This window comes from Micromonospora fluostatini (assembly GCF_050410825.1).
Classification (GTDB): domain Bacteria; phylum Actinomycetota; class Actinomycetes; order Mycobacteriales; family Micromonosporaceae; genus Micromonospora; species Micromonospora rosaria.
Genome location: NZ_CP191251.1, coordinates 1125094 through 1149903 on the forward strand (window position 1 = coordinate 1125094; position 24810 = coordinate 1149903).

At 73.7% G+C, this 24810-nt stretch carries 20 protein-coding genes; 16 read left to right on the plus strand and 4 right to left on the minus strand.

Annotated features, from left to right (window positions below):
• The first annotated feature begins 7 nt into the window (after positions 1-7).
• Positions 8-1666 (plus strand): carbamoyltransferase C-terminal domain-containing protein, encoded by a 1659-nt coding sequence (locus tag ACQUFX_RS05100; protein WP_428964859.1) that lies wholly within the window; start codon positions 8-10, stop codon positions 1664-1666.
• Between the two features lie 66 nt (positions 1667-1732).
• Here ACQUFX_RS05100 and ACQUFX_RS05105 read toward each other — a convergent pair whose 3' ends face one another.
• Both ACQUFX_RS05105 and ACQUFX_RS05110 read right to left on the minus strand, forming a co-directional pair.
• The gene (locus ACQUFX_RS05105; protein WP_428964860.1) at positions 1733-2377 is read right to left on the minus strand and encodes a response regulator; all 645 of its coding nucleotides are present in this window, start codon (positions 2375-2377) and stop codon (positions 1733-1735) included.
• Positions 2374-3624, minus strand: coding sequence for a sensor histidine kinase (locus ACQUFX_RS05110; protein WP_428964861.1), 1251 nt, complete (start codon positions 3622-3624; stop codon positions 2374-2376). The genes ACQUFX_RS05105 and ACQUFX_RS05110 overlap by 4 nt, the downstream gene beginning before the upstream one ends.
• A 150-nt stretch (positions 3625-3774) precedes the next feature.
• Here ACQUFX_RS05110 and ACQUFX_RS05115 point away from each other — a divergent pair, with 150 nt between their 5' ends.
• Positions 3775-4539 carry an ABC transporter ATP-binding protein gene (locus ACQUFX_RS05115; RefSeq protein ID WP_428966867.1) on the plus strand — a complete coding sequence of 255 codons (765 nt, stop codon included), beginning with the start codon at positions 3775-3777 and terminating at the stop codon, positions 4537-4539.
• Positions 4536-7079 carry an FtsX-like permease family protein gene (locus ACQUFX_RS05120; protein WP_428964862.1) on the plus strand — a complete coding sequence of 848 codons (2544 nt, stop codon included), beginning with the start codon at positions 4536-4538 and terminating at the stop codon, positions 7077-7079. Before ACQUFX_RS05115 ends, ACQUFX_RS05120 begins: the two co-directional genes overlap by 4 nt.
• A gap of 117 nt (positions 7080-7196) precedes the next feature.
• On the opposite strand, the gene ACQUFX_RS05125 is transcribed toward ACQUFX_RS05120, so the two are convergent.
• Positions 7197-9680: a M14 family zinc carboxypeptidase gene (locus ACQUFX_RS05125; protein WP_428964863.1), complete on the minus strand. Its 2484-nt coding sequence runs from the start codon at positions 9678-9680 to the stop codon at positions 7197-7199.
• 402 nt (positions 9681-10082) lie between these two features.
• On the opposite strand from ACQUFX_RS05125, the gene ACQUFX_RS05130 reads away from it, so the two are divergent.
• The 12 genes from ACQUFX_RS05130 to ACQUFX_RS05185 all read left to right on the plus strand — a co-directional run bounded on the left by ACQUFX_RS05130 (position 10083) and on the right by ACQUFX_RS05185 (position 21159).
• On the plus strand, positions 10083-11525 hold the full coding sequence (locus ACQUFX_RS05130; RefSeq protein WP_428964864.1) for a glycoside hydrolase family 43 protein: 1443 nt from the start codon (positions 10083-10085) through the stop codon (positions 11523-11525).
• Positions 11526-11859: 334 nt separating this feature from the next.
• On the plus strand, positions 11860-12858 hold the full coding sequence (locus ACQUFX_RS05135; protein WP_428964865.1) for an ABC transporter substrate-binding protein: 999 nt from the start codon (positions 11860-11862) through the stop codon (positions 12856-12858).
• Between the two features lie 59 nt (positions 12859-12917).
• Entirely contained in the window at positions 12918-13685 is a 768-nt protein-coding gene (locus tag ACQUFX_RS05140; protein WP_428964866.1) for an ABC transporter ATP-binding protein, read from the plus strand.
• A complete protein-coding gene (locus ACQUFX_RS05145) occupies positions 13682-14497 on the plus strand; it encodes an ABC transporter permease (protein WP_428964867.1) in 816 nt (271 codons plus the stop codon). The genes ACQUFX_RS05140 and ACQUFX_RS05145 overlap by 4 nt, the downstream gene beginning before the upstream one ends.
• Positions 14494-15561 (plus strand): Ldh family oxidoreductase, encoded by a 1068-nt coding sequence (locus tag ACQUFX_RS05150; RefSeq protein ID WP_428964868.1) that lies wholly within the window; start codon positions 14494-14496, stop codon positions 15559-15561. Before ACQUFX_RS05145 ends, ACQUFX_RS05150 begins: the two co-directional genes overlap by 4 nt.
• A gap of 100 nt (positions 15562-15661) precedes the next feature.
• Positions 15662-16396, plus strand: coding sequence for an SDR family NAD(P)-dependent oxidoreductase (locus ACQUFX_RS05155; protein WP_428964869.1), 735 nt, complete (start codon positions 15662-15664; stop codon positions 16394-16396).
• Positions 16393-17997: an FAD-dependent monooxygenase gene (locus ACQUFX_RS05160; protein ID WP_428964870.1), complete on the plus strand. Its 1605-nt coding sequence runs from the start codon at positions 16393-16395 to the stop codon at positions 17995-17997. The genes ACQUFX_RS05155 and ACQUFX_RS05160 overlap by 4 nt, the downstream gene beginning before the upstream one ends.
• A 32-nt stretch (positions 17998-18029) precedes the next feature.
• Entirely contained in the window at positions 18030-18401 is a 372-nt protein-coding gene (locus ACQUFX_RS05165; protein ID WP_067359298.1) for a cupin domain-containing protein, read from the plus strand.
• Positions 18398-18937, plus strand: coding sequence for a cupin domain-containing protein (locus tag ACQUFX_RS05170; protein ID WP_428964871.1), 540 nt, complete (start codon positions 18398-18400; stop codon positions 18935-18937). Before ACQUFX_RS05165 ends, ACQUFX_RS05170 begins: the two co-directional genes overlap by 4 nt.
• Before the next feature lie 26 nt (positions 18938-18963).
• A complete protein-coding gene (locus ACQUFX_RS05175; RefSeq protein WP_067359299.1) occupies positions 18964-19377 on the plus strand; it encodes a RidA family protein in 414 nt (137 codons plus the stop codon).
• Complete coding sequence (locus ACQUFX_RS05180) at positions 19374-20255, plus strand: fumarylacetoacetate hydrolase family protein (RefSeq protein WP_428964872.1); 882 nt, start codon at positions 19374-19376, stop codon at positions 20253-20255. Before ACQUFX_RS05175 ends, ACQUFX_RS05180 begins: the two co-directional genes overlap by 4 nt.
• A 142-nt stretch (positions 20256-20397) precedes the next feature.
• Positions 20398-21159 (plus strand): GntR family transcriptional regulator, encoded by a 762-nt coding sequence (locus ACQUFX_RS05185; protein ID WP_428964873.1) that lies wholly within the window; start codon positions 20398-20400, stop codon positions 21157-21159.
• Positions 21160-21283: 124 nt separating this feature from the next.
• Here ACQUFX_RS05185 and ACQUFX_RS05190 read toward each other — a convergent pair whose 3' ends face one another.
• On the minus strand, positions 21284-23530 hold the full coding sequence (locus ACQUFX_RS05190) for a tetratricopeptide repeat protein (RefSeq protein ID WP_428964874.1): 2247 nt from the start codon (positions 23528-23530) through the stop codon (positions 21284-21286).
• A 259-nt stretch (positions 23531-23789) separates the two neighbouring features.
• Between ACQUFX_RS05190 and ACQUFX_RS05195 the strand changes: the two genes are divergently transcribed.
• Positions 23790-24797: a peptidoglycan-binding domain-containing protein gene (locus ACQUFX_RS05195; protein WP_428964875.1), complete on the plus strand. Its 1008-nt coding sequence runs from the start codon at positions 23790-23792 to the stop codon at positions 24795-24797.
• Positions 24798-24810: the final 13 nt, after the last annotated feature.

A 24810-nucleotide genomic window follows, 5' to 3' on the forward strand; every position in this document is an offset into this window, starting at 1 on the left:
CAGCGCCATGTGGGTCCTCGGGGTCAACGCGCCACCCACCGGCTGGCACGACACCGCCGCGTGTCTGGTCAACGGCGCCGGTGAGGTGGTCGCCTTCGCGGAGGAGGAGCGCATCAACCGGCGTCGGCACTCGCTGTTCCGCAAGCCGGCCGGCGCCGTCCGGTTCTGCCTGGACCAGGCCGGCATCGATCCGTCGGACATCGACGTGGTGGCCATCGGCTGGGACGGCGAGCAGCTCTACCCGCACCGCTTCGCCACCGACGCGGAGCTGCTGTCGCACGCGGTCGGCCTGGACTTCGGCGGCCGGACCCCCGAGGTGGTGCAGGTGCCGCACCACCTCGCGCACGCCGCGTCGGCGTTCCACGCCTCGCCGTTCCGCCGCGCCGCCGTGGTCGTGGTGGACGGCAACGGGGAGAACGAGTCCTCGACGATCTGGACCTTCGCCGACGGCGAGGAGCCCCGGCTGGAGCGGAGCTGGCCGCGCAGCGCCTCCCTCGGGTACGCCTACGACGCCGCGTCGACGTGGCTGGGCTTCTCCTTCCTCAACGCCGGCAAGACCATGGGGCTCGCCGCGTACGGGCGGGCCCGGGGGCTGGCCGTGGACCCCCTGGTCGAGCTGGACCGCGACGGGTTCCGGCTGGCCGTGCGGACCGCCGGGCACGACGACGGACCGGCCACCGCCGACGAGGTCGAACGGCAGTACCGCGCCACCGTCGCCGCCTGGCGACAGCGCTACTGCGCGCTCGTGCGCGCCGACGGCCCGATCGTGCCCGGTGACCGGCTGGCCGACGACCCCCGGGCCGTCGCGGTGGCGTACACCGCCCAGCGGATCGTCGAGGAGACCGTCGGTCACCTGGCGGCGCTGGCCCGTACGGCGGCGGGCGTGGACGCCCTCTGCCTCAGTGGCGGGGTGGCGCTGAACTGCACCACCAACGGCGGCCTGCCCGGCCCGGTGTACGTGCCACCGGTGCCGCACGACGCCGGGGTCGCGCTCGGCGCCGCCTGGACGGTCCGCCCGCCGCTCCGGCGCACCGGGCCGCTCAGCCCGTACCTGGGCATGGACGTGGCGGGCCCGCCCCGGGGCGGCGCCGGCGCGCCGGTCGACCTGTCCGGTCTCACCGCCACCGACCTGGACGTCGACGAGGTGGTCGGGCTGCTGCTCGAAGGCCGGGTCGGCGCCGTCGCCCAGGGCCGGGCCGAGGTGGGCCCGCGCGCCCTGTGCCGCCGCTCGATCATCGCCCTGCCGTACCAGGCGGAGGTCAACGGACGGGTCAACGCCATCAAGCACCGGGAGCCGTGGCGCCCGTTCGCCGGGGTGACCCGCGCCGACTACGGCGCCCGGCTCTGGGCGGGCCAGGAGCACCTGAGCCGGTACATGCTGGGCGCCGCCCGGGTCACCGAGCTGGGCCGGACGGTCGCCCCCGGGGTGGTGCACGTCGACGGCACCACCCGGCCCCAGGTGCTGCACGGAGACGACGCGCCGGCGGTCGGGGCGATCCTGGACGTCCTGGACCGACGGGGGGCACCGCCGGTCCTGCTCAACACCTCGTTCAACGACAAGGGGGAGCCCATCGTCAACACCACCGCCGACGCGCTCGCCGCGTTCCGGTCGATGGACCTGGACTTCCTCGTCCTCGGCGACTCGCTGATCCGCAAGGCACCCTGACCCACCGCCTGCCCGGCCGGTCGGCCCGACGACGGTGCCGGCGTCCCGTCCCGCCCGGGGCGCCGGTCAGTCGACCAGGCGGCGTTCCCACGCCCAGGCGGCGATCTCCACCCGGTTACGGACGTCGAGCTTGGCCTGGACACTGCCCAGGTGCGTCTTGACGGTGCCGACCGAGATGTAGAGCCGCCCGGCGATCTCGGCGTTGGTCGCGCCCCGGGCCACCAGCCGCACCACCTCCAGCTCGCGCGGGGAGAGGCCGCCCTCGGGCGCGCCGGCCGGCGTCTGCGGCGGGTTCAGGTGCCGCAGCAGCCGGACCGTGACCGAGGGGCTGATCAGCGCGTCGCCGCTGGCGGCGGCCCGGACCGCCTCCACCAGCAGGGCCGGGCCGGAGTCCTTGAGCAGGAAGCCGCAGGCGCCGTCGCGCAGCGCGGCGTGCACGTACTCGTCCAGGTCGAAGGTGGTGACCACGACCACCCGGGTCGGATGGGTCGCGGTCGGGCCGGTGAGCAGCCGCAGCGCCGCCAGGCCGTCCAGCCGCGGCATCCGGATGTCGAGCAGGGCGACGTCCGGGCGGGTCCGCCGGGCCAGTTCGACCGCCTCGACGCCGTCGCCGGCCTCGCCGACCAGCTCCATGTCCGGCTGCGCCCCGATGATCATCCCGAAGCCGGTCCGCACCATCGCCTGGTCGTCGGCGACCATCACCCTGATCACCGGGGCACCGTACCCTCCGGTAGCGGCATGTCCGCGTCACCCTCCCGCAGCGGCAGTTCCGCGTCGACGGTCCAGCCGCCGTCGATGCCCGGCCCGGCGCGCAGCCGGCCCCCGGTGGCGGCGACCCGCTCGGCGAGCCCGGCCAGCCCGAACCCCTGCCCGCCGCGCCGGGACGCCCGCTGCGCCGGTGCGTCGTCGACCACCCGGACCAGCAGCCGGTCCGGGGTACGGCTGAGCCAGACGTCCACCCGCCGGGCCCCCCGGGCGTGCTGCCGGACGTTGGTCAGCGCCTCCATCACCACCCGGTACGCCGAGGAGCTCACCTCCACCGGCAGGTCGTCGAGGACCCCCTCGGTGTGCAGCCGGACCCGCACCGGCCCGGCGGTGGTGAACCGGTCCACCAGCTCCGGCAGGTCGCCGACACCGGCGAGCGGGGCCAGCGGGCCGTCCGGCGCGCTGTCCTGGTCCCGCAGCACCCCCACCATCCGGCGCATCGCGGTCATGGTCTCCGCGCCGGCGTGCTCGATCCGCTCCAGCGCCTCGACCGCCCGGCCCGGATCCCGGCCGGCGACGTACCGGGCACCCTGGGCCTGCACCACGATCCCGGTGACGTGGTGGGCGATGAAGTCGTGCAGGTCACGGGCGAACTCGGCGCGCTGCTCGGCGCGGACCGTGGCGAGTTGGCGGTCCCGGACGGCGGCGGTCAGGCGCAGGTACATGCCACCGGCGGCCACCCCGGTGGCGAGCAGCGCGTAGACCATGCCGACGAACAGGAAGACGTAGTCCGTGCCGCTGCGCAGCGGCATCACGGTCAGGGCGCCACCGGTGACCGTGATGGCCAGCAACGCGGGCACCGGTCGGGCGGTCCGGGCCAGGGCGAAGACGACGCCGAGCAGGGCCACCGACTCGGGCAGACCCCAGAAGGTGGACGGGCCGCCGCCGTACCGGACGTCCGGCACGACGAGGGCCCGGAGCGGGAGGTACGGCCCGAGGCTGACGGCCGCCGAGACGACGGCGACCGCGCCGGCCGCGACGGGCAGCCACGTGGGGCCGAGCCGTCCGGCGGCCAGCCACACCCCGGCGGCGAGGACCGCCAGCAGGCCCCGGACCAGGAGGACCGGATCGAGCAGGTGGCCGTCGGCGAGGATCCGCCCGTAGGTCAGCTCGAACAGCCCCACCACGCCCAGACCGACCAGGGCGAAGGCCGTCCCGGCCCGCCCCCACCAGCGCTGCATGGTCTCCGTCATCGTCCGCCAACGGTAGCCACCACCGGCCGGCACCCGGATCGGCCGAAAGTCAGAGTCGCCGCCTCCGGACCTGCCCGTGGGCGGATGTGCCGGGGGCCGGGCCCCGGCCACGATCGTCGACGTCACCGCAGACGTGGAGGAACGATGAGGATGCAGCACGGCGACCCCGCCGGGGCGCAGTCGCCGACGACGGCCGTGGCGGCGGTCGACCTGGTGAAGGTGTACGGCACGGGAGCGACCGCCGTCCGGGCGCTCGACGGGGTCACGGTCGGGTTCGGCCGGGCCGCCTTCACCGCCATCATGGGGCCCTCGGGTTCCGGCAAGTCGACCCTGATGCACTGCCTGGCCGGGCTGGACACCGCCACCTCGGGCCGGGCGCTGCTCGGCGGCACCGACCTGACCCGGCAACCGGACCGGGTGCTCACCCGGGTCCGGCGGGAGCGGCTCGGCTTCGTGTTCCAGGCGTTCAACCTGCTGCCGCAGCTCACCGCCGAGCAGAACATCCGCCTGCCGCTGGACCTCGCCGGCCGCGCCCCCGACCCGGCGCTGTACGCCCGGGTGGTGGCGGTGCTCGGGATCGGCGACCGGCTCCGGCACCGGCCCAGCGAACTCTCCGGCGGGCAGCAGCAGCGCATCGCCCTGGCCCGGGCCCTGGTCACCGCCCCGGAGGTGGTCTTCGCCGACGAGCCGACCGGGAACCTGGACTCGCACTCCGGGGCGGAGGTGCTGTCGTTCCTGCGGACCAGCGTGCGGGAGTGGGGACAGACGGTGGTGATGGTCACCCACGACCCCGCCGCCGCCGCGTACGCCGACCGGGTTGTCCTGCTCGCCGACGGGCGGATCGCCGGTGACCTGGACCGACCGGACCGGGCGACGATCAGTGGCGCGCTGCACGACCTGGCGGTGCCCCGGTGAGCCGGCGCACCACCGTCCTGCGGACCCAGGTGATCGACGGGATCCGCCGGCCCCGGCGGGTCCTGCTGATGGGGCTGGCGATGATCATCGCGGCGTTCGTCACCTTCGGCACGGTGCTGGCGGCCCGCAGCACCGAGCGGACCGTGACGGCGCACTTCGCCGGCACCCCCGCCGCCGTCGACTACGTGGTCGGCCACGAGACCGGCGCGACCCGGCCCGACCTCGACGCCCTGCGCGGGCTGCCGGAGGTCGCCGAGGCGGTGGCCCGCCTCGCCGTGACCACCCCGGTGGCCGGGGACGGCCGGCTGCTCACGGTCACCGCCGACCCCGGCACCGGCCCGCTGGCCACCGTCCGGGTGACGGCCGGCCGCTACCCGAGCGGCAGCGCCGAGATCGCGGTGACCAGCCGTACCGTCGAACGGTCGCGGCTCGACGTCGGCGACACGGTCCGCGTCGAGCCGGTCACCACCGGACCGGACGCGGCGCCGCCGGTCACCCTGCGGGTGGTCGGCGTGGTCGAGGCCCCCGAGGACGACGGCGCGGCGGCCTACACCACCGACGCGGCGATGCTGCGCCTCGTCGACGACTGGGCCACCCGGATCGACGTGCGGCTGGCCGCCGGGACCGACCCCGAGACGGCGCTGACCGCGCTGCAGCGGGCCACGGCGGGCACCACCGACGCGCCGGCCCCGTCGATCGCCACCGGCGCGGAGATCCGCCAGGCGGAGCTCGACGCGGTCAGCGACAACGTCGACCGGCTCTTCGCCCTGATCGGCATGTTCGTCGCGGTCACCGTGGTGGCCGCCGCCCTGGTGGCGACCTCCACCTTCCGGATCGTCTTCGCCCAGCGGATGCGGCAGCTCGCCCTGCTGCGTGCCGTCGGCGCCGACCGGGGCGCGCTGCTCCGGGCCCTGGTCACCGAGGGCGCGCTCACCGGACTGGTCGCCGGCGTGGCCGGCGTGGCGCTCGCGTACGCCCTGGGTCTGCTCCTGCCGCCGCTGGCCGGCCTGGCCGGCGTCGAGGTCGTCGCCCCCGGACACCCGGTCGGCGCGGCGGTCGCGGTGGTGCTGGGCGGCATGCTGCTGACGGTGGGCGCGGTGCTCGCCCCGGCGGTCACCGCCGCCCGGGTCGCCCCGCTGGAGGCGCTGCGCACCGCCCACACCACCGCCGGACGCAGCGGCGTGCCCCGGCTGCGCGCCGGGCTGGGCGGGCTGCTGCTGGCCGGCGCGGTGGCCGTCGCCGCCCTGGTGGTCACCCGCCTGCCCGGTACCGAACCGCAGGCGTACGACGCGCGTGGACCGCTGCTGCTGGTCGTCCTCTCCGGCGCCCTCGGCTACGGCGCGCTGGTCGCCCTCGGCCCGGTGCTGGTCCGGCCGGTGCTGGCGGCGGTGGGCTGGCCGCTGCGCCGGCTCGGCCCGCTCGGCCGGCTCGCGGTCGGCGGGGTCGGTGGCGCGCCGCGCCGGGCGGCGGCGGTCAGCGTGGTGGTCGCGCTCGGGGTCACCCTGGTCGCCGGGGTCCTGGTCGGCAACGCCTCGCTGCGGCACCTGCTGGACCGGGAGCTGGCCGGGACCGCCCCCGCCGATCTGGAGCTGCACGGCAGCGTCGGCAGCGGCGTGCCGTTGCCCATCGGGGCGCTGGACCGGGTCCGCGCCGCCGACGAGCTGACCCGGGTGGTGCCCTTCCGGGCGGTCCGTGACGTGCGGGTCGACGAGGTCCGGATCGAGGGACTGGACACCGCCGACGTGGACCTGCGGGCCCTGGCCACCTGGCCGGACTTCCACGCCACCACCGGCAGCGTGGCGGAGCTGGGCCCCGGCCGGGTGGTGCTGCTCACGGCGGTGGCCAGGGCGGCGGGGGTCGGTCCGGGGGACACCGTCACCCTCACCCGGGGCGACCGGTCGGTGGACCTGGTGGTCGCCGGCACCCTGGACAACACCCCGGTCAACGCCGGCTCGCTGGTGCACCCCGGGGACCTGGACCGGCTCGGGATGCCGGCGGAACCGACGGCGCTGCTCGCCGACGTGGCCGGTGACCGGGACCGGGACCGGACGGCGGCGGTCGAGGCGCTGCGCGCGGCCGGCGGACCCGACGCGCACCTGACGGTCCTGGCGGACGAGCGCGACGACCTCAGCGGGAGCCTGGACGCGGTGGTGGCGGTGATGCTGTCCCTGCTGGGCCTGACCGTCGTCGTCGCGGTGGTCGGGGTGGGGACCACCACCTCGCTGTCGGTGGTGGAACGGACCCGCGAGTCCGGCCTGCTCCGCGCGGTCGGCATGGCCCAGGGCCGGCTGCGGCTGATGATGACGGTGGAGGCGGGCCTGTACGGGGTGATCGGCGCCGCGCTCGGCCTGCTGCTGGCCCTGCCGTACGGCAGCCTGGCGGTACGGGCGCTCGGCGCGGACGCGCCGGTGGTCCTCCCGGTCGGACAGTTGCTGCTGGTGGTCGCGGCGCTGTCGGCGGCGACCGCGCTGGCCGGTCTGCTCCCGGCCCGGCGGGCGGCCCGGATCAGCCCGGTCACGGCCCTGGCCGCCGACGGCTGACCGGGTCCGCTGCCCGGCACGGGTCGCGCCGCTGGCGGCCCGGCCGGGGCGGACGCGGCACGGCCTCGTCGACGCGGTGCCACCCGCGTCGACGAGGCCGTGGTCACGGACCGGCCGTCACTTCTTGATGGTGACCGTGGCCGAGCGGTAGTTGTCGCGGGAGTCGTTCTTCGTCGGGTCGTAGTTGCGCTCGATGTTGCCGGCGGTGTCGACCGAGAACCACTTGAACGTCGTCGTCTCGGTCACCCGGAACACCTGCCCCGGCTCGCGGAACTCGGTCGCCTGGTAGCGGGGCGACTCAAGGGTGGGCCGGCTGCCGTCGGTGGTGTAGTAGATGGTGGCCGGCTCGCTGGTCTCGAAGCGGACGTCGACCGGCCGGACGTACGTCCCACCGCCGGGGACGAGCGTGGAGCTGGGCTTCTTCTTGTCCTTGCCCCAGTCCGCCGCGACCCGGAACATCTCCATGATCCCGTTGGCGTACTCCATGGTCTCGGCGTGGCCGCTGACGAGGGCCGGGTCGCCGACCCACGGCGGCTGGAACGAGCCGCCCTGCCAGTTGCCGGTGGCCGGGTTGTAGATCGAGCCGCCGACCTCCCAGCCGAACGAGTAGATCCCGTAGGTGTGGTACAGGTCCTCCCGCACGTTACCGGCGGAGGAGTACAGCACGTCCGACGAGCCGCCGACGTTCTGCGGCGTGACCACGGTCTCCCGGTGCGCCTTGACCTGCGACAGGATCCGGGCGGCCGACTGCCAGTAGAACGCCTCGTCACCCAGCGGCGGGCGCGGCGTGGTGATCCGGCCGTCCGCGATGTAGGCGCCGGGCTGCCAGAAGAGCTGGCCGCCGTTGGAGTGCACCGACATCATGAACTTGATGTTCGAGTACTTCTCGACCAGCCAGATGACGTTCTTCGACTCGGGCTCGGAGAGCTTCTCCGGCCCCTGGAAGGTGTCGCTGACGCAGCTCGTCGACGCGCCCGCGTAGCCGTCGTGCCCCGACCCGACCCGGTAGTTCCGGTTCAGGTCCACGCCCCAGGAGTTGCGGCGGGCCGGATCGGCGTTCGCGTCCGGGCAGTGGTTGGTCATGTTCCGGCGCTGCGAGGCGAAGTTGTAGAAGCTGTAGTTCGCGCCGTCCGGGTTGTTGGAGAGGATGAGAAAGATGTCCGTGTTCCGGACGATCCTCTTCGTCTCCGGGTCGGTCTTGAAGTTCTGCACGAGCCGCTCGGCGGTCTCCAGCGTGGTCGTCGCCGGCACCCACTCGCGGGCGTGGTCCTGCGCCTGGATCAGCACACCGGGGTTGCGGCCGTCGCGGTGCTTGCCGATCCGCAGCACGGGGATGGTGGCCGGGCCGCGCGGCACCTCGCCCTCCGGGGCGCCGACCCGCTTCTGGTCGAGGAAGTCGGTCAGCGCGACCGGGGTGGCCGTGGGCACGACGACGCCGGTGCCGGTGTTGGTGCGGTACGGGTGCGCCCGGTCGATGAGCCCCTGGGACTGCGTCTGCAGGGCCGCCGCGACCTCGGCGGCGGTGCTCGTGGCAGCGCCGGCGGCGTCCGTGGCGAGCAGGACGCGGACGGCCTTGCCGGTCACCTCGACGGCCAGCGGGAGGTTCGCCCCCGGCTGGTTGGCGAACTCGACGGTGATGTCGTTGCCGCCCTCGTGGCCCCAGGCCGCCGAGCTGACCACGACTGCGGACTGCCCGGTGCCACCGATGGTGGCCTGCGCCTTGCGCTGGTAGCCGTTGGTCTCGTGCGGCAGGTAGACGATCTCGGCGATGTCCGGGTACTGCCGGGCGATCTCCTCGGCGCGGGCGAAGAGCTGCTGCGGGGTCTTGTAGCCGTCGATGAAGTCCGACTTGTAGCCCCGGGCCGAGGTCAGCGGCGGTGGCGCGTTCTCCAGCCAGTCGGAGACGACACCGGTGGCGACGCCACCGGTCGAGCTGGTGACCCGGATCTTGTTCGGGCGGGTGTCGAGCTTGAACAGGTTCCGGTGGAACATGTACTGCCCGGAGTCGACGAAGCGGCTCATCGTCCGGGCGAAGCCGAACTCGGTACCCCGACCCGAGTCGTTCTCCAGCTGCATTCCCACGATCGGCGTGGTCTGCTGCCCCTCGGTGGTGCGCGCCTCGACGTAGAGGAAGCCCTGGCCCTTGGTGGTGAACCAGTCGGCGCGCACGATGCGTGCGGTGGCGGTGTTCGCCGGCTGGGCCGTGGCCTGGGCGGTCCGCGCGCTGGTGTTGCGCAGGCCACCGTCGGCCACGTGGCTCCACTCGAAGCCCTCGTCGGCGCCGAGGATCCGGACGCCCATCGCGGTGAGCGTGGCTACCTGCCCGGCGGTCACCACCGCCTCGGCCTCGATGCCGTCGGGCACGCGCTGGAGGCCGTGCCCGACGTCGATGCCGGCGTCCACCACCTTCTCGAGCATGGCGCCGCCGGTCATCTGGATGCGGACGTGGCGTACCGCATCCTCGTCCTCGAGGGGGGACCGGTCCGATCCGGCGGTCGGGGGCCCGGCGGGTTCCGCCCCCGCCGGCGTGGTCGCCGTGAGGACGATGCCCATCAGGGCGGGTAACGCGAGAAGCGTGGCGCGCAGTCGTGTGCGTCGCATGCTCCCCTCCTTCTGTGTGCGGCCTGTGGTTGATGCCGTGGTCGGACCTGCGGGCGGGCCCGACCGGGATCGGTCCGGTCAGGACGGTTGTGCTGCGCTCGCCCCGGCGGATGTGGTGACCAGGAACGGTCGCTGTGGTGGGAGGCGGAGGCGAGCCGGGTGCGGTGAGCGTATGGGCATCCGTCGCATCGACGGATCACCCGACCTGGGTCTTGAGCATTACTTGAGCTTGTCGTCGGCGCGGCTGCCGGTGGTGGGGCCCGCCGGACGCCGGGCAAGCCATTGACAGAGTTCACTATGTCACTACCGTGGTCCCTGACACACCCGCAACGGGCCCGACGCGCTGGTGGGGGTGCCACCCGTCACCCGCCGCCGGATCCGCCCCGCCGCTAGGAGACGCGCATGTCCCGAGCCGTGACCCGGTGCGGCGCCCTGGTCGCCACCGTCCTGCTGCTGCTCACCTCGTGGTCGGTGGCCGCGCCGACCCGGGCGCTCGCCCTCGACCCGTTCACCGGCTACCTGATGGCCCACTTCACCGGCGAGTCCGCCACCGGCCAGCAGATCCACCTGGCCCACAGTCCGGACGGCCTGACCTGGACCGACCTGGCCAACGGAGGCCCCGTCCTGCGCTCCACGGTGGGCACCCGGGGGGTCCGCGACCCCGCGCTGGTCCGGTCACCCGCCGGGGACCGGTACTGGCTGCTCGCGACCGACCTGTGCATCGGCTGCGGCCAGAACTGGCAGGACGCCCAGTACAACGGCAGCCGCAACCTCGTGGTGTGGGAGTCCACCGACCTGGTCACCTGGTCGGCGCCATGGCTGCTCAACGTCGCCGGCGCCATCCCGGACGGGCGCAACGCGTGGGCGCCGGAGGCGATCTGGAACCCCGCCAGCAACGACTACCACCTCTACTGGGCCACCAACGCCACCGTCAACGGTGTCCTCAAGCACCGCGTCTACGCCGCCCGCACGACCAACTTCCGCAGTATCACCACGCCGCAGCTCTACATCGACCGGGCCGGCGCCCAGGACATCATCGACACGCAGATCGTCGAACTGCCCGCCGGGGTCGGCAGCCACCGGTACGTCCGTGCCTCCCGCGACGGCCAGATCACCATCGAGGGCAGCAACTCGCTCCTCGGCACCTGGACCCACCTGGGCAACCTGTCCGGCATCGGGCTGACCGGCGCGCAGGTGGAGGGCCCGATGTGGACGAAGATCAACACTCGCAACGAGTGGGTGCTGTACCTGGACCAGTACGCGTCGGGTCGCGGCTACCTGCCGGTGCTGACGACCAACCCGTCGAGCCCGGCCGGCTACCGGACCGCCGGGGCGGGCTCGTACCACCTGGGCGGCACGAAGAAGCGCCACGGCGCGATCCTCAACCTGACCGGGGCGGAGCAGGAGCGCGTCCTGGCCCGCTGGCGCAGCACCGCGCCGAACCGGATCCAGTCCTACAACCACCAGGACCGGTACGTGCGGCACGTCGACTTCGACGTGCGGATCGACGCGAACGTCAGCCCGCTGGCCGACTCGCAGTTCCGGCTCGTCCCCGGCCTGGCGAACGGATCCGGGCACGTGTCCTTCCAGTCGGTCAACTACCCCGGCCACTACCTGCGCCACTACGGGTTCGACCTGCGGCTGGAAGCCCACGACGGCACCGCCACCTTCGCCGCCGACGCCACCTTCCGCCCGGTCGCCGGACTCGCCAGTGCGTCGTGGACCTCGTTCCAGTCGTACAACTACCCCGACCGCTACCTCCGGCACGACAACTACCTGTTGCGGCTCGACCCGATCGGCGACGCCCAGGGCCGCAGCGACGCCACCTTCCGCCTGACCTCGTGACCCGGCTCCGGCTCCGGCACGGGGCGGCCCGGCCGACGACTCCGGCGACCGCCGGCTGCCCGTCGCTTCTCCGGCGGGCACCCGTCCGGGCCTGACCCGGCACCCGACCGCCACCGTCGGCGCCGCCCCCGGGCGCCCGGTCACCCGCCACCGGCCCACGCTCCCCGCCACCGGTCCACGCTCCCCGGCAGGGGTCGTGGACCGGTGGCGCTTGCGCGCCTCCTCGCGGGTGGCGGCCTCGGCGGGAGGGTCGGCCGGTGGCCGATGCCGAAATGAGACCTTGACGACTCGGCGTATTTGACATTTGATAAAACCCGCTCATGGAGGAGGTCTTATGTCAGGTCGTCGCCGTCTCGTCGCAGTTGTCGCCGCATCGGCTCTCGCGTTCACCGTCACCGCCTGTGGTGGATCGGCGGCGGAGGACGCCGCCGACGGCACCTCCGTCACCTACCTGACATCCTTCGGGACGTTCGGTCGGGACTCGTACGTCTACGTCGCCCTGGAGAAGGGCTACTTCCGGGAGGCGGGGCTCGACGTCACCGTCAAGCCCGGCACCGGCACCGTCGACGTGATGAAGCTGATCGGGTCGGGCCAGGCCGACTACGGCACCGGCGACCTCTCCGGCGTCATCACCACGATGGCGAACGAGGCCATCCCGGTCCGCGCGGTGGCCGCCATCCACCAGCGGTCGATGGCCGGGATCGCCTCCCTCGACAAGGCGATCGACTCCCCGGAGAAGCTGGTCGGGACCAACATCGCGGACAGCTCCGGCTCCACCAACATGATCATCTTCCCGGCGTACGCCAAGGCGGCCGGCATCGACCCCGCCTCGGTCACCTTCGTCCCGTCCTCGCCCCAGTCGCTGCCCCAACTGCTCGCCGCCGGCTCGGTGGACGCGATCGGTCAGTTCGCCGCCGGCAAGCCGTTGCTGGAGAAGGCGGCCGGTGGCAAGTCCGTGACCATGCTGCCGTACGCGGACAAGCTGCCCGACCTGTACGGCAACGGCCTGCTGGTCTCCGCCGCGAAGCTCGACAGCGACCGGGACGAGGTCGGGAAGTTCACCGAGGCGCTGATCAAGGGCCTGGTCTACGCGGTGGAGCACCCCGAGGAAGCCGCACAGCTGCTCAAGAAGCACGACCGTACCGCCGACGAGACCGTCGCCGCCGCCGAGCTCACCGAGATGCGCCCCTACGTCCTCGGTGACGGCGGGTCGGCCGGGACGCTCGACCGGGCGCGGATGGAGCGCATGATCACGCTGCTGGCCGGCACCGGCACCCTCAAGTCGACGCCGAGCGCCGACGACCTTGGTGCCTACGACATCACCACGCCCTGACCCCCTCGACGACGGCGGTGCGGACGGCCCGAGGGCCGCGAGCACCGCGAGAGGCGAACATGATCGGAATTAGGAACGTTTCGCAGGTGTACCGCACCCGCGCGGGCGACGTGGAAGCCCTCCGGGAGGTGTCGCTGGACGTCGCCGACGGCGAGTTCGTGGCGATCGTCGGACGCTCCGGGTGCGGCAAGTCCAGCCTGCTGCGGCTGGTGGCCGGTCTCCAGACGGCCACCTCGGGCGAGATCACCGTCGCCGGCACCCCGATCCGGGGCCCCCGGCAGGACATCGGGTTCATGTTCCAGCGGCCCGCCCTGCTGCCGTGGCGGTCGGTCATCGACAACGTCATGCTGCCCATGGAGGTGTTCAAGGTGGACCGCCGGGCCGCCCGGGCCCGCGCGCACGAACTCCTCGACCTGGTCGGGCTGAACGGCTTCGACAAGCGCCTGCCGCACGAACTCTCCGGCGGCATGCAGCAGCGGGTCTCGCTCTGCCGGGCCCTCATCCAGCAGCCCCGGGTCCTGCTGATGGACGAGCCGTTCTCCGCGCTCGACGCGCTCACCCGCGCCGACCTGACGGTCGAGCTGCAACGCCTCCAGATGAAGAACGCCTCCACGGTGCTCTTCGTGACCCACTCCGTCGACGAGGCCGTGCTGCTGGCCGACCGGGTCGTCGTGCTCAGCCCGCGGCCGGGCCGGTTGCGGCAGATCGTCGACGTCGACGTCGCCCGCCCCCGGTCGCTCGGCCACGACGGCCACTCCGCCGCCCTGGGGGAGCTGCGGGCCCGACTGCACGACCTGCTCATGACGACCGAGGAGATGGCCCGGTGACCGTCACCCAGGCCCCACCCGCCCGCCGCGACAACCCCCGCCGGGAGACCACCCGCCGGATCGGTCAGTGGTCGCAGCATCTCCCACCCGTGCTCGGCCTGGCCGGCGCGGTCGCCCTCTGGTGGGCGGTCACCGTCGTCTTCGAGGTGGAGAGCTTCATCCTGCCGTCCCCGATCGAGGTCGCGCAGACCCTGGTCGAGGACGCCGGCTACCTGTGGGACAACACCCTGGTCACCCTCTGGGAGACGCTGCTGGGCTTCCTGCTGGCCATCGTGGTCGGGGTACCGCTGGCCCTGGTCGTCACCGCCTCCCGGATGCTGGAACGGACCGTCTACCCGCTGCTGCTGATGCTCAACGCCGTACCGAAGGTGGCCGTCGCGCCGCTGCTGGTGGTCTGGATGGGCTTCGGTCAGTTCCCCAAGGTCTTCCTGGTCTTCCTGGTCTGCTTCTTCCCGATCGTCATCTCCACCGCCGCCGGACTCAGCTCCACCCAGGCCGACCTGGTGGAACTGGGCCGGTCGCTGAAGATGAACTGGTGGCAGACCTTCCGGATGATCCGGATGCCCGCCGCCGTCCCGCAGCTCTTCGTCGGCCTCAAGCTCGCCATCACCCTCGCCGTCATCGGCGCGGTGATCGCCGAGTTCGTCGGCGCCACCGAGGGGCTCGGCTACGTCATCGTCGCCTCCGGGGCGAGCGCCGACACCGCGCTGGCCTTCGCCGCGATGATCCTCCTCGGCGTGCTCAGCGTCGTGCTGTTCTACCTGACCGCCGCCGTCGAGCGGTTCTTCGTGCCGTGGGCGGACCGGTCGTGAGCGCGTCGAGGGTTTCCGTCGGGTGGCTCACCGACGCCGTGGCCTCGGTCTTCCGCGCCCTGGGCTTCTCCGGGCACGCGTCCTACCTGGTGGCCGGCAGCCTGGTGGACGCCGACATGCGGGGCATCGCCTCGCACGGGGTGATGCTGCTGCCGATGTACGTGGACCGGATCACCGCCGGCTCGGTGAGCCGGGCCGAGCACGCCGAGGTGGTCCGGGACAGGGGCGCCATCGCGGTGCTCGACGCCGGGCACGCGCTGGGACAGCTCACCGGTGACCAGGCGATGCGGCTGGCGGTGGCGAAGGCGCAGCACTACGGCGTCGGGGTGGTCACCGTCCGCCGGGCGTTCCACTTCGGTGGCGCCTTCCGGTACGTGGACCTCGCCGCCACCCAGGGGTGCGTCGGCATCGCGGCGGCCAACACCCGTCCGCTGATGCCGGCGCCCGGCGGCGCGTCGGCGGTCGTCGGCAACAACCCGATCGCCGTGGGGGTGCCCCGTGCGGGTGGTCGACCGGTGATCCTCGACGTGGCGCTCTCCGAGGCCGCGCTCGGCAAGATCCGGCTGGCCGCCGGCGAGGGCCGGGAGATCCCCGCCACCTGGGCGACCGACGCGCAGGGACGTCCCACCACCGACCCGACCGCCGCGCTCCGGGGGCTGCTGCTGCCCTCGGGCGCCCACAAGGGATACGGTCTGGCCCTGATGATCGACGTGCTCACCGGTGTGCTGTCCGGCGGCGCGTACGGCCAGGGGGTGCAGGGCCTCTACGCCGACGTGTCAATACCCAACGACTGCGCGCACTTCTTCCTGGCCCTGGACGCCGAGACGTTCGCCGAGGACGCGCAGGACATCGCCCGCCGGGTCGACGACCTGGCCCACCAGGTGTACGGCTCCACACTGGCTCCGGGCACCGACCGGGTCCACCTGCCCGGTGACATCGAGGCCGACCGGTACGACCGGGCGGTGCGCGACGGGGTCGCGCTCCAGCCGTCGGTCCTCGCCGGCCTGACCCGGGTCGCCGCCGGGCTCGGGGTGACCCTGCCGGCCCCCGACGGGGCCGGCTGACCCGGCCGGAACCGACGAGGGCTCCGGCCGGGAGCCCGACGAGGGACCCGGCCGGGGCCCGACGAGGAAGCCGGCCAGGACACGAAGGAGAAGGAACGACATGCAGGCCAGTTTCGACGCCACCGGTGAGGTGCTCGTGGTCACCGGCGGTGCCAACGGCATCGGCGCCGCCCTCGCCCACGCCTACGCCGACGCCGGGGGCACGGCCGTGGTGTTCGACGTGGCACCCGCCGCGCCGCACCCCAGCGGGCGGGTGCACGCACACCACGTCGACGTCGCCGACCGGGACGCGGTGTGCGCCGCGGTCGCCCGGGTCCTCGCCGACCACGGCCGGATCGACGCGCTGGTGGCCGGCGCGGCGGTGCAGCCCCGCAGCGACGTCTCCGTCATGGACCCGCAGGAGTGGCGGCGCACCCTCGCGGTCAACCTGGACGGGGTCGTGTGGTGCGCGCAGGCGGTCCTGCCGGACATGATCGCCCGCCGGTCGGGAAGCATCCTGGTCTTCGCCTCGGGCCTGGCCACCGCCGGCCGGGCGCAGGCGTCGGCGTACGCGGCGAGCAAGGGCGCGCTGATCGCCTTCGCCAAGTCGCTCGCCGCCGAGGTCGCCGAGCACCGCATCCGGGTCAACACCGTCTTCCCCGGCGTGGTGGACACCCCGCAGTTCCAGCAGGCCAACCCGACCGGCGGGGAGCGGGAGCACTGGGCCCGGACCACCGGCATCGGCACGCCGGAGGACGTCGTCGGCCCCCTGCTGTTCCTGCTGTCGTCCGCCGCGACCATGACCGGATCCACCCTGACCCGTGACCGCGCCTACCCGAGGAACGAGGAAGCATGAGCACCACGACCGAGCAGTTGCCGGTGGGCGTGGTCGGCGCCGGACCCGTCGGCCTGATCACCGCACTCGGGCTGGCCCACTACGGGGTGCCGGTGGTCGTCTTCGAGGAGGACGACACCCTCTCCCGGGACACCAAGGCGGGCACCGTCCTCACCCGCACCCTGGAAGTTCTGCACCGCTACGGCGTCCTCGACGACGTGCTGGCCGGGGCGCTGCGCATCGACGAGATCGGCGAGTTGGACCGGGCCACCAACCGGCAGACGCTCAGCGTCCGCACCGGCGACCTGACCGAGGACACCCGGTTCCCCTTCGTCATCAACATCCCGCAGCACGAACTGGAGCCGATCCTGCGGGAGCGGCTCGACGCCACCGTTCCCGGCGCGCTGCACATGGGGCACCGGCTGCTCGACTTCACCCAGCACCCGGACCGGGTGGACGTCCGGCTGCACACCGCCGACGGGGAACGGACCGTGCCGGTGCGGTACCTGCTCGCCTGCGACGGCGGCCGGTCCGCCGTGCGGGACCAGATCGGCGCGGTGGTCGAGGGCGAGACCTACCAGGAGCGGTACATGCTGGTCGACCTCAAGGTCGACCTGGACGTGGAGAACCCCCGGGACTACCCGTACCTGGCCTACTTCGGCGACCCGCAGGAGTGGATGATCCTGGTGCGTCAGCCGCACTGCTGGCGCTTCCTGTACCCCCTGCAGGCGGGGCAGGACGAGCCGAGCCGGGAGGAACTGGCCGACAAGGCCCGCCGGTTCATCGGCGACACCGAAACCCTGGAGATCATCGGCACCAACATCTACCACGTCCACCAGCGGGTGGCCGACCGCTGGCAGGACGGGCGGGTCTTCCTGCTCGGCGACGCCGCGCACCTGATCACGCCGATGTGGGCGCTGGGCCTGAACACCGGTGTGCTGGACGCCTCCAACCTGCCGTGGCGGATGGCCTGGGTGCTGCGCGGCTGGGCCGAGCCGGGACTGCTCGACGGGTACCAGGTCGAGCAGGCGCCGGTGGCCGCCAAGGGCTCCGCGTCGATGGCCGCGGCGGCGCGGGCGTACATGGCCCGCCGGGCCGACGACCCGGGCGTGATGACCGCCGGCAACTGGGGCAACGCCTTCACCCGCGGCATGCTCGGGGTACGCCTGGACGTCGACGGCACCGGCGACTGGTCCATGGTCGCCGCGGGCGACGAGCCGCTGCCGGTGCTGGCCGGGGCGCGCAGTCCCGACCTGCCGCTGATCGGCCGCACCGGCCGGGTGCACCTGCACGACCTGACCGCCGACGCCTTCGTGGCGCTGTACTTCACCGACCCGCGCCGGGCCCCGGTGCTGCCGCCGCAGGACTCGCCCGCGCTGCGGCACTACGTGGTGAGCCGGTGGGACGCCCCGCACGACTCCGGGCTGCGGGACCGGGCGCTGTTCGACCCGGGCGACCGGGTCCGGCGCCGGTTCGCCGTACCGGACGACACCCTGGTGCTGATCCGCCCGGACGGGCACGTCGCCGCGATCGTACCCTTCGATCCCGGCGCCGACCGCGACGCGGCCAGCGGGATCTACCAGCGCATCACCGGGTGCCCGCCGCCGCGCGACCCGGCCTGACCACACCCTGCGTCCCGGAAGGAGAGAAACAGATGAGCGAGTACGGTCACGCGACCGCCCCGGACGGCAGCTCCGTCCCCCTCGGCGCCGTCGGTCAGGAGGTGGTCTTCGAGAACGAGCAGGTGCGGGTCTGGGAGATCACCCTGGAGCCGGGCGAGCAGCAGCCCTGGCACCACCACCTCAACCCGTACCTGGTGATCGCGCTGGAGGCCGCCGACAACCGGATCGACGCCCTCGCCGGCGGCGACCCGCGCCTGGTGCACGAGCAGGTCGGCGGCGTGGTCTACCGCGAGCCGGGCGAGATCCACATGCTGACCAACCACGGCACCAGCCGGTACCGCAGCCGCCTCGTGGAACTCAAGTGCCTGGGGGAGAACCTGGTGGCCGGCGGGGGTGACCGGTGAGCGGGCAGCAGCCGGCGGTGGTGCCGGCCCCGCCGGTGCCGGCCGGCGTCGACCCGCAGGAGTGGGCCCACAACCTCTCCGAGCCGTCGGCCTACGGCGGCGAGGCGGCCGAACGCTCCCGCGAGCAACTGGTGCCCGGCCCGGACGGCCTGGTGCTGGCCCGGTTCCGGGAGATCCTGCTCCAGACCGACGAGTTGGACTGGGCGGACAAGACCCTGGCCGGCCTGTCGCACAAGGCCCTGTGGCGCGACGAGCAGACCGAGGCCTCCATCTCGCTGATCCGGTTCCGCAAGGGCGCCGGCATCCCGCTGCGCCACTCGCACGCCTCCAACCAGTTCATGTTCTGCCTCAGCGGCCGCTACACCTACGTGCCGACCGGGCTGACCCTCACCCCGGGCGCCTTCTACTGGAACCCGAAGGGCAGCCTGCACGGCCCCACCCTCGCCGAGGAGGAGAGCGTGCTGCTGGAGATCTACGACGGGCCGCACTACCCGACCCAGCCGCAGTGGTACACCGATCCGGCGGACGCCCGCTAGCACCACACCTGAAAGAGAAGAGCACCATGCCCAAGCAGCAGATCGTTTCCCCCGAGCTGGCCGCGCCGAACGGCCACTTCGCCCAGGCGACCCAGGTCCGGGCGCGTGGCCGGATGGTGTTCGTGTCCGGCATGACCGCCCGCAACCGCGACGGCGGGGTCACCGGCGTCGGTGACGTGACCGCCCAGACCCACCAGGTCTGCCAGAACCTGCGCGCCGCGATGACGGCCGCCGGCGGGTCGCTGGACGACGTCGTCCGGGTGGACGTCTACGTCCGCAACATGGAGGACTTCGACGCCATCCACGCGGTACGCCGGCAGTACTTCACCGGCGAGCCGCCGGCCTCGACCATGGTGGAGGTCTCCAAGTTCGTCAACAAGGACTACCTCATCGAGATCAACGCCATCGCGGTGGTCGACGACGGACAGGACGACCGGTGAGGATCGCCAGCGTCCGCACCGACACCGGCCGGCGCATCGGGGTGGTCGACGGCGACACGATCGCGGTGCTCCCCGCCGAGGCGGGCGTCCTGGACGACGCGATCCGGGGCGGGGCCGCCGCGCTGGACGCGGTGCGCGACGCCGCCGCGCGGGTCACCCCCGTACCGCTGGCCGAGGTCCGGCTCGACGCGCCGCTGCGCCGGTTCAACCGGGACATCCTCTGCACGGGCTGGAACTACTGGGACCACTTCGAGGAGTCCCGGGGCCGACGGGAGGGACAGGACCCGACCGAACGCCCCAAGCATCCCACCTTCTTCACCAAGGGCCCGGACACCGTCGTCGGCCCGTACGACGACATCGCCTACGACCCGCAGGTGTCGGCCAAGTGGGACTACGAGGCGGAGGTCGCCCTGGTCATCGGGGCGGACTGCCGGTCGGTGAGCGAGGCGGACGCGATGTCGTACGTGGCGGCGTTCTGCGTCGCCAACGACGTGTCGCAGCGCGACCTGCAACGTGCCCACGGCGGGCAGTGGCTCAAGGGCAAGAGCATCGACGCCACCATGCCGCTCGGGCCGTGGCTGACCACGGTGGACGAGGTACCGGACCCGGCGGCCCTGCGCATCCGGTGCGAGGTGAACGGGGTGCCGTTGCAGGACGCCTCGACCGCGCAGATGGCCTTCCCGTTCGCCCGCCTGATCGCCGAGCTGAGCTGGGGGATGACCCTGCGGACCGGTGACGTGCTGCTCACCGGCACGCCCAGCGGCATCGGCAACGCCCGGGACCCGCAGGTGTTCCTCACCGACGGCGACCTGGTGGTGACCCGGGTGGACGGGCTCGGTGAGCTGCGCAACCGGGTACGGCTCACCGACCTGCACTGACGACCGTGACAGGGGTGCGGGCGTGGCGACACGGACACGTCCCGCACCCCTGGACAGGGCCGGGATTGATACCATTTCCAGGGGGTGTGAGCGCGTTGGCGGAATCATCCGACGACCGTGCGCCTCGATCCGGAGGCACACCGTGACGGCAACGCGGCAAGGGTCCACCCCGGGTGACCTCGGCGGTGACGGCCTCGCCGGGGCCGACGGGCAGCAGCACCGCACCCTCGCCGACTCGGCGACCGCCATCCTGCACGAGGCGATCCTCACCGGCCGGCTGCCGGCCGGGACCCCGCTGCGACTCACCGAGATGGCCGACCTGCTCGGCATGAGCATGAGCCCCGTCCGTGAGTCGATCCGCCGGCTGGCCGCGATCGGTCTGGTCGAGGTGGTGCAGCACAAGGGCGCCTGGGTCATGCCGTTGACCGTCGAGGACGCCATCGACACCCACGAGGCCCGGATCGCCATGGAGACCGCGCTGGTGGAGCGGGCGGCGACCCGTTTCACCGAGGCCGACGCCCAGCGCGCCGCGGCGGCCCTCGCCGAGCACGTCGCCGCCTCGGCGCGCGGCGACGCGCCGGCCGCCCGCCGCGCGCACACCGAGTTCCACTTCACCATCTACCGGGCCGCCGGGTCGCGCTGGCTGCTGCGCGGCCTGGAGCCGGTCTGGGAGAACAGCGAGCGGTACCGGTTCGCCACGGTCACCCCGCCGGGGCAGCACGAGGAGCGGGTCCGGGAACACCAGGCCATCCTGGACGCGTGCGTGACCGGTGACGTGGCGGCGGCGGTCGCCGCCGTACAGGTGCACATCCGGCACGCCGCCGAACGTGTGCTGGCCAAGATGACCACCGACGCCGTGGCGGTGCCCGCACCCCGGGGACCGGAGGCGCACCCCGCCGGATGACCGGCCGCGCGCCGGCCCACCCTGCGCACCCGTGCCGTCCGGGTCGCGCGGTCGGGTCCGGCACGCCGACGTCCGGACGCCGACCACCGCGCGTCCGTACCCCGCTCGGGCAGGGGTGCTCCGATCAGGAGGCCGGCTCCGGGCCGGCCAGCAGGTCCCGGGTGGCGACGGTCGCCGGGTGGTCGGCGCCGAGCATGGTGGACTGCTGCTCCAGCAGGCGGGTGAGGATCCTGGTGGCCTCGCGGTCGCGGCCCTGGCCCCGCAGGGCCCGGGCGAGCCAGTAGTGGGGCCGGTTGTCCAACGTCTCCGGGTACTCCGCGCCGACGAGCCGCTCCCGGGCGTCGATGACCTGACGCAACACCGCCTCCGCCTCCGCGTGGCGGCCGTCGAGCACGTAGCCTTCCGCCAGTGAGTGGTAGGCGTCGATGACCTCGACGTGGTCGTCGCCGAGCACCGCCCGTCGGTCCGCGATCACCGCGTGGTACCCGGCCTCGGCCTCGTCCGGGAACCCGGTGCGCCACAGCGCCCAGGACAGACAGCAGCGGGTGTGCAACGTGTCCGGGTGGTTGTCGCCGAGCAGGCTCCGACGCTGCTCGCGCACGGCGGTGAGCTGGGCACGGGCCCGCGCCCAGTCCCCGGTCATCCCGACCGACCAGGCGAGCTTGTGACGGACGTCCAGCACGACCTGCGGCGGCGGCTCGGGCTGGGCCGTCCAGGCGTCGAGCACCGAGGTCAACAGGGTGTGTGCGACGTCCCAGCGGCCGTTGCGGCCCCTCGCCCAGGCCAGCTCGGTCCGCAGGGCCAGGCGCGAGACGTGGTCGCCGAGCGGCTCGGTGCGGGCCAGCGCGTCGGCGGCGAGCTGCTCGCTGGTCGTGGCGTCCCCGCTCCACGCCCCGGCGGCGACGAGCCGGGCGGCGGCGTCGAGCAGCAGGGTGCCGTGCCGCTCGCCGAGATACGGCGTGCTGGTGGCCAGGAGCTGGCGGACGTGCGGGACGAGCGTCGCGGCCAGGGGCCAGGTACGGCTGTCGTCGGGCCGCAGGGGGCCGAGCGCGCCGGCGACCGTCTCGACGGCGACCTCGTGCGGCGTGCGCGCCGAGGACGGGTCACCGGCGCGCCGCAGGTGGCCGCGGTTGGTCTCGCTGACCAGCGGATGCAGCGACACCGCGCTCGTCGGCGCCCCGTCGTGGTGCAGGTGTTCCTCGGTGATCAGGCTCAGCCGGGCCAGCTCCCGCAGCGCGGCGTGCAGGTGCTGCTGCCCGGCGGTGTCCCCGGGAGGGCTGTCGAGCAACGCGTGGACCGCCGGGCAGGCCAGCAGACCGACCGGGACCGGTAGGTCCGGCGCGAAGCAGGAGAGCAGCCGGAGCAGGGGCGTGGCCTGCGGGAAGCCCGCCTGCCGCAGGCTCTCCAGGGACAGCTCGAACGTCGCGGTGACGGCCTGGCGTTGGTCCGTGGGCGTCCCGCCGTCGAGGACGTCGGCCAGGTCCTCCGACTCCAGGGCCTGCTGGTAGGCGCGGAACGAGTCCCAACGGGAGAACTCCCAGGCGAGCGCGCTGCCGGCGAGCCTGAGCGCCAGCGGCAGCCCGCCCAGGTGCCGTGCGAGGCTGCGCGCCTGCGCCTCGCTGCCGGCCCTGGCCAGGTCGAGCAGCAGTTGGGCGCCGGCGTCGGCCCCGAGCCGGTCGAGCTCGATGATCTCGGCGTCGCGTCCCCACACCTGCCGGCTCCTGACCCGGCTGGTCACCACGATCAGCCCACGCCGGCTCCGGCGCAGCCAGCCACGGCCGTCCAGGGTGCCCAGCACCCCGATGTCGTCGGCGTCGTCGACGATCAGCAGCCAGCCACGGCGGGCCCGACCGAGCAGCTCCCAGAACCGGTCCCGGGCGTGTCCGGTGCCCGCCCGGATGGCGTCGGCGTCGGCGGGGGTCGTGGCGCCGAGGGAGATCGCGACGGAGACGAGGCCCTCGACGAACGTCTCCGGGGTGCGGGCCGAGATCCACCAGACGGGCCGCCCACGGCGGCGGGCCGCGTGGGTGTGCAGGGCCAGCGCCAGCGCCGACTTTCCGACGCCGCCGAGGCCGGCCAGCACCCGGAACGGCCCCGACGGCCGGGCCAGCGCGGCCCGCAGCCGGGACAGCTCGGCGTCGCGTCCGCGTAGCGTCGCCGGCGCGTTGCCGACCGGTGCCGCCACCGACTGCTCGGCCGACCCCGCGACGGCAGGGCTCTGGGCCGGGCCGGGCTGGACCTGGCGTACCTGCGCCCAGCCCGCGACCGCGCTGACCGCGCTGACCGCGCTGACCGCGACGCCCAGCAGGACGCCGACCGAGCTGACGACCTGGGGTTCGAGGAAGAACGCCGAGGCGACGGAGGAGCCCACGACAGCCGTCCCGCCGATCCCCGCGTAACGCACACGACGGGAGACAACCCGGAGAGTCACCCGGCAATTGTCGTTGATCGCCGCAAGGCCCCGCCGTCGGCAGGGTGGACTTCTCGCGCCCGGACAGCCCGGTCCGCCCGGTCCGCGTGGTGTCACACCGGTCGTGCCCGGCACCGTCCCGGTCGCCCGGGACAGCCGTCCCTGGTGCCTGGGTCGCCGCGCGACACAGACTCGCCGCCGGAGTCGAGAGGAGGACCCGGTGGACATCATTGTCGAGGTGCCCGTGGCCGGCACGCTGCTGGAGGACGAGGACCCGGAGAGCCGGATCGGCGAGGCGGTCGACTACGACCTCTTCGACCGCGAGGACCAGGCCGATCCGGAGGTCGGTGCGGAGGACCCGGCGGGGGCGCGGGCCGCGTACCACCTCGCGCCGACGCTGAAGGTGCTGCGGGACGAGGTCGACCGGCGCTGGCCGAAGCGGGACCGGACCTCGGACGGCTGGATCGGGGACGCGGCGCACCGGGGCACCCGTTCCGACCACAACCCCGACGCGGACGGGTCGGTCAACGCCCTGGACATCGACCGGGACGGCATCGACCCGATGCTGGTGGTCCGCCGGTGCATCGTCCACCCGTCGACCCAGTACGTCATCTTCGACCGGACCATCTGGAGCCGGACCCGCAACTTCGCCGCCGCCCGGTACACCGGCAGCAACCCGCACGACAAGCACCTGCACGTCAGCGTCAGCCACGACCGGGCGCTGGAGAACAGCACCCGGAGCTGGGGGATCGCCGACGCGGTCGTCCCGAAGCTCGGCGACCGGGTGCTGCGCCGCGGCAGTACGGGCAGCGACGTGCGGGAACTGCAGACGCTCGCCGGCCGGCTCGGCGCGAAGCTCGCCGTCGACGGTGACTTCGGCTCCCGCACCGAGGCCTGGGTCCGCGACTTCCAGAAGGCGCAGCGGCTCACCGTGGACGGCGTCGTCGGTCCCCGGACCCTCGCCGCGTTGCGGGCGGCGACCGCGCCCGCCCCGCCGTCGGCCGGCCGCAAGCCCGGGTCGCGGACCGTGCGTCGGGGCAGCACCGGCGCGGACGTGGCCTTCGTCCAGCGCTTCGTCGGCGAGCGGCGGTGTGGGCCGGCGACCGGGTCGTTCGACGCGATGACCGAGTCGGGCGTGCAGTGGTACCAGGGCATCCGGGGGATCACCGTGGACGGCGTCGTCGGCCCGCAGACGTGGCGGCAGATGGGTGTCCAGGTGACCTACTGACCGTCGCCGGGCC

Coding starts and splice junctions, on each gene's coding strand:
- ACQUFX_RS05110 (WP_428964861.1), bottom strand. CDS start 3,624: ATGACGGAGACCATGCAGCGCTGGTGGGGGCGGGCCGGGACGGCCTTC.
- ACQUFX_RS05175 (WP_067359299.1), top strand. CDS start 18,964: ATGCCCAAGCAGCAGATCGTTTCCCCCGAGCTGGCCGCGCCGAACGGC.
- ACQUFX_RS05165 (WP_067359298.1), top strand. CDS start 18,030: ATGAGCGAGTACGGTCACGCGACCGCCCCGGACGGCAGCTCCGTCCCC.
- ACQUFX_RS05125 (WP_428964863.1), bottom strand. CDS start 9,680: ATGCGACGCACACGACTGCGCGCCACGCTTCTCGCGTTACCCGCCCTG.
- ACQUFX_RS05130 (WP_428964864.1), top strand. CDS start 10,083: ATGTCCCGAGCCGTGACCCGGTGCGGCGCCCTGGTCGCCACCGTCCTG.
- ACQUFX_RS05115 (WP_428966867.1), top strand. CDS start 3,775: ATGCAGCACGGCGACCCCGCCGGGGCGCAGTCGCCGACGACGGCCGTG.
- ACQUFX_RS05155 (WP_428964869.1), top strand. CDS start 15,662: ATGCAGGCCAGTTTCGACGCCACCGGTGAGGTGCTCGTGGTCACCGGC.
- ACQUFX_RS05160 (WP_428964870.1), top strand. CDS start 16,393: ATGAGCACCACGACCGAGCAGTTGCCGGTGGGCGTGGTCGGCGCCGGA.
- ACQUFX_RS05100 (WP_428964859.1), top strand. CDS start 8: ATGTGGGTCCTCGGGGTCAACGCGCCACCCACCGGCTGGCACGACACC.
- ACQUFX_RS05140 (WP_428964866.1), top strand. CDS start 12,918: ATGATCGGAATTAGGAACGTTTCGCAGGTGTACCGCACCCGCGCGGGC.
- ACQUFX_RS05135 (WP_428964865.1), top strand. CDS start 11,860: ATGTCAGGTCGTCGCCGTCTCGTCGCAGTTGTCGCCGCATCGGCTCTC.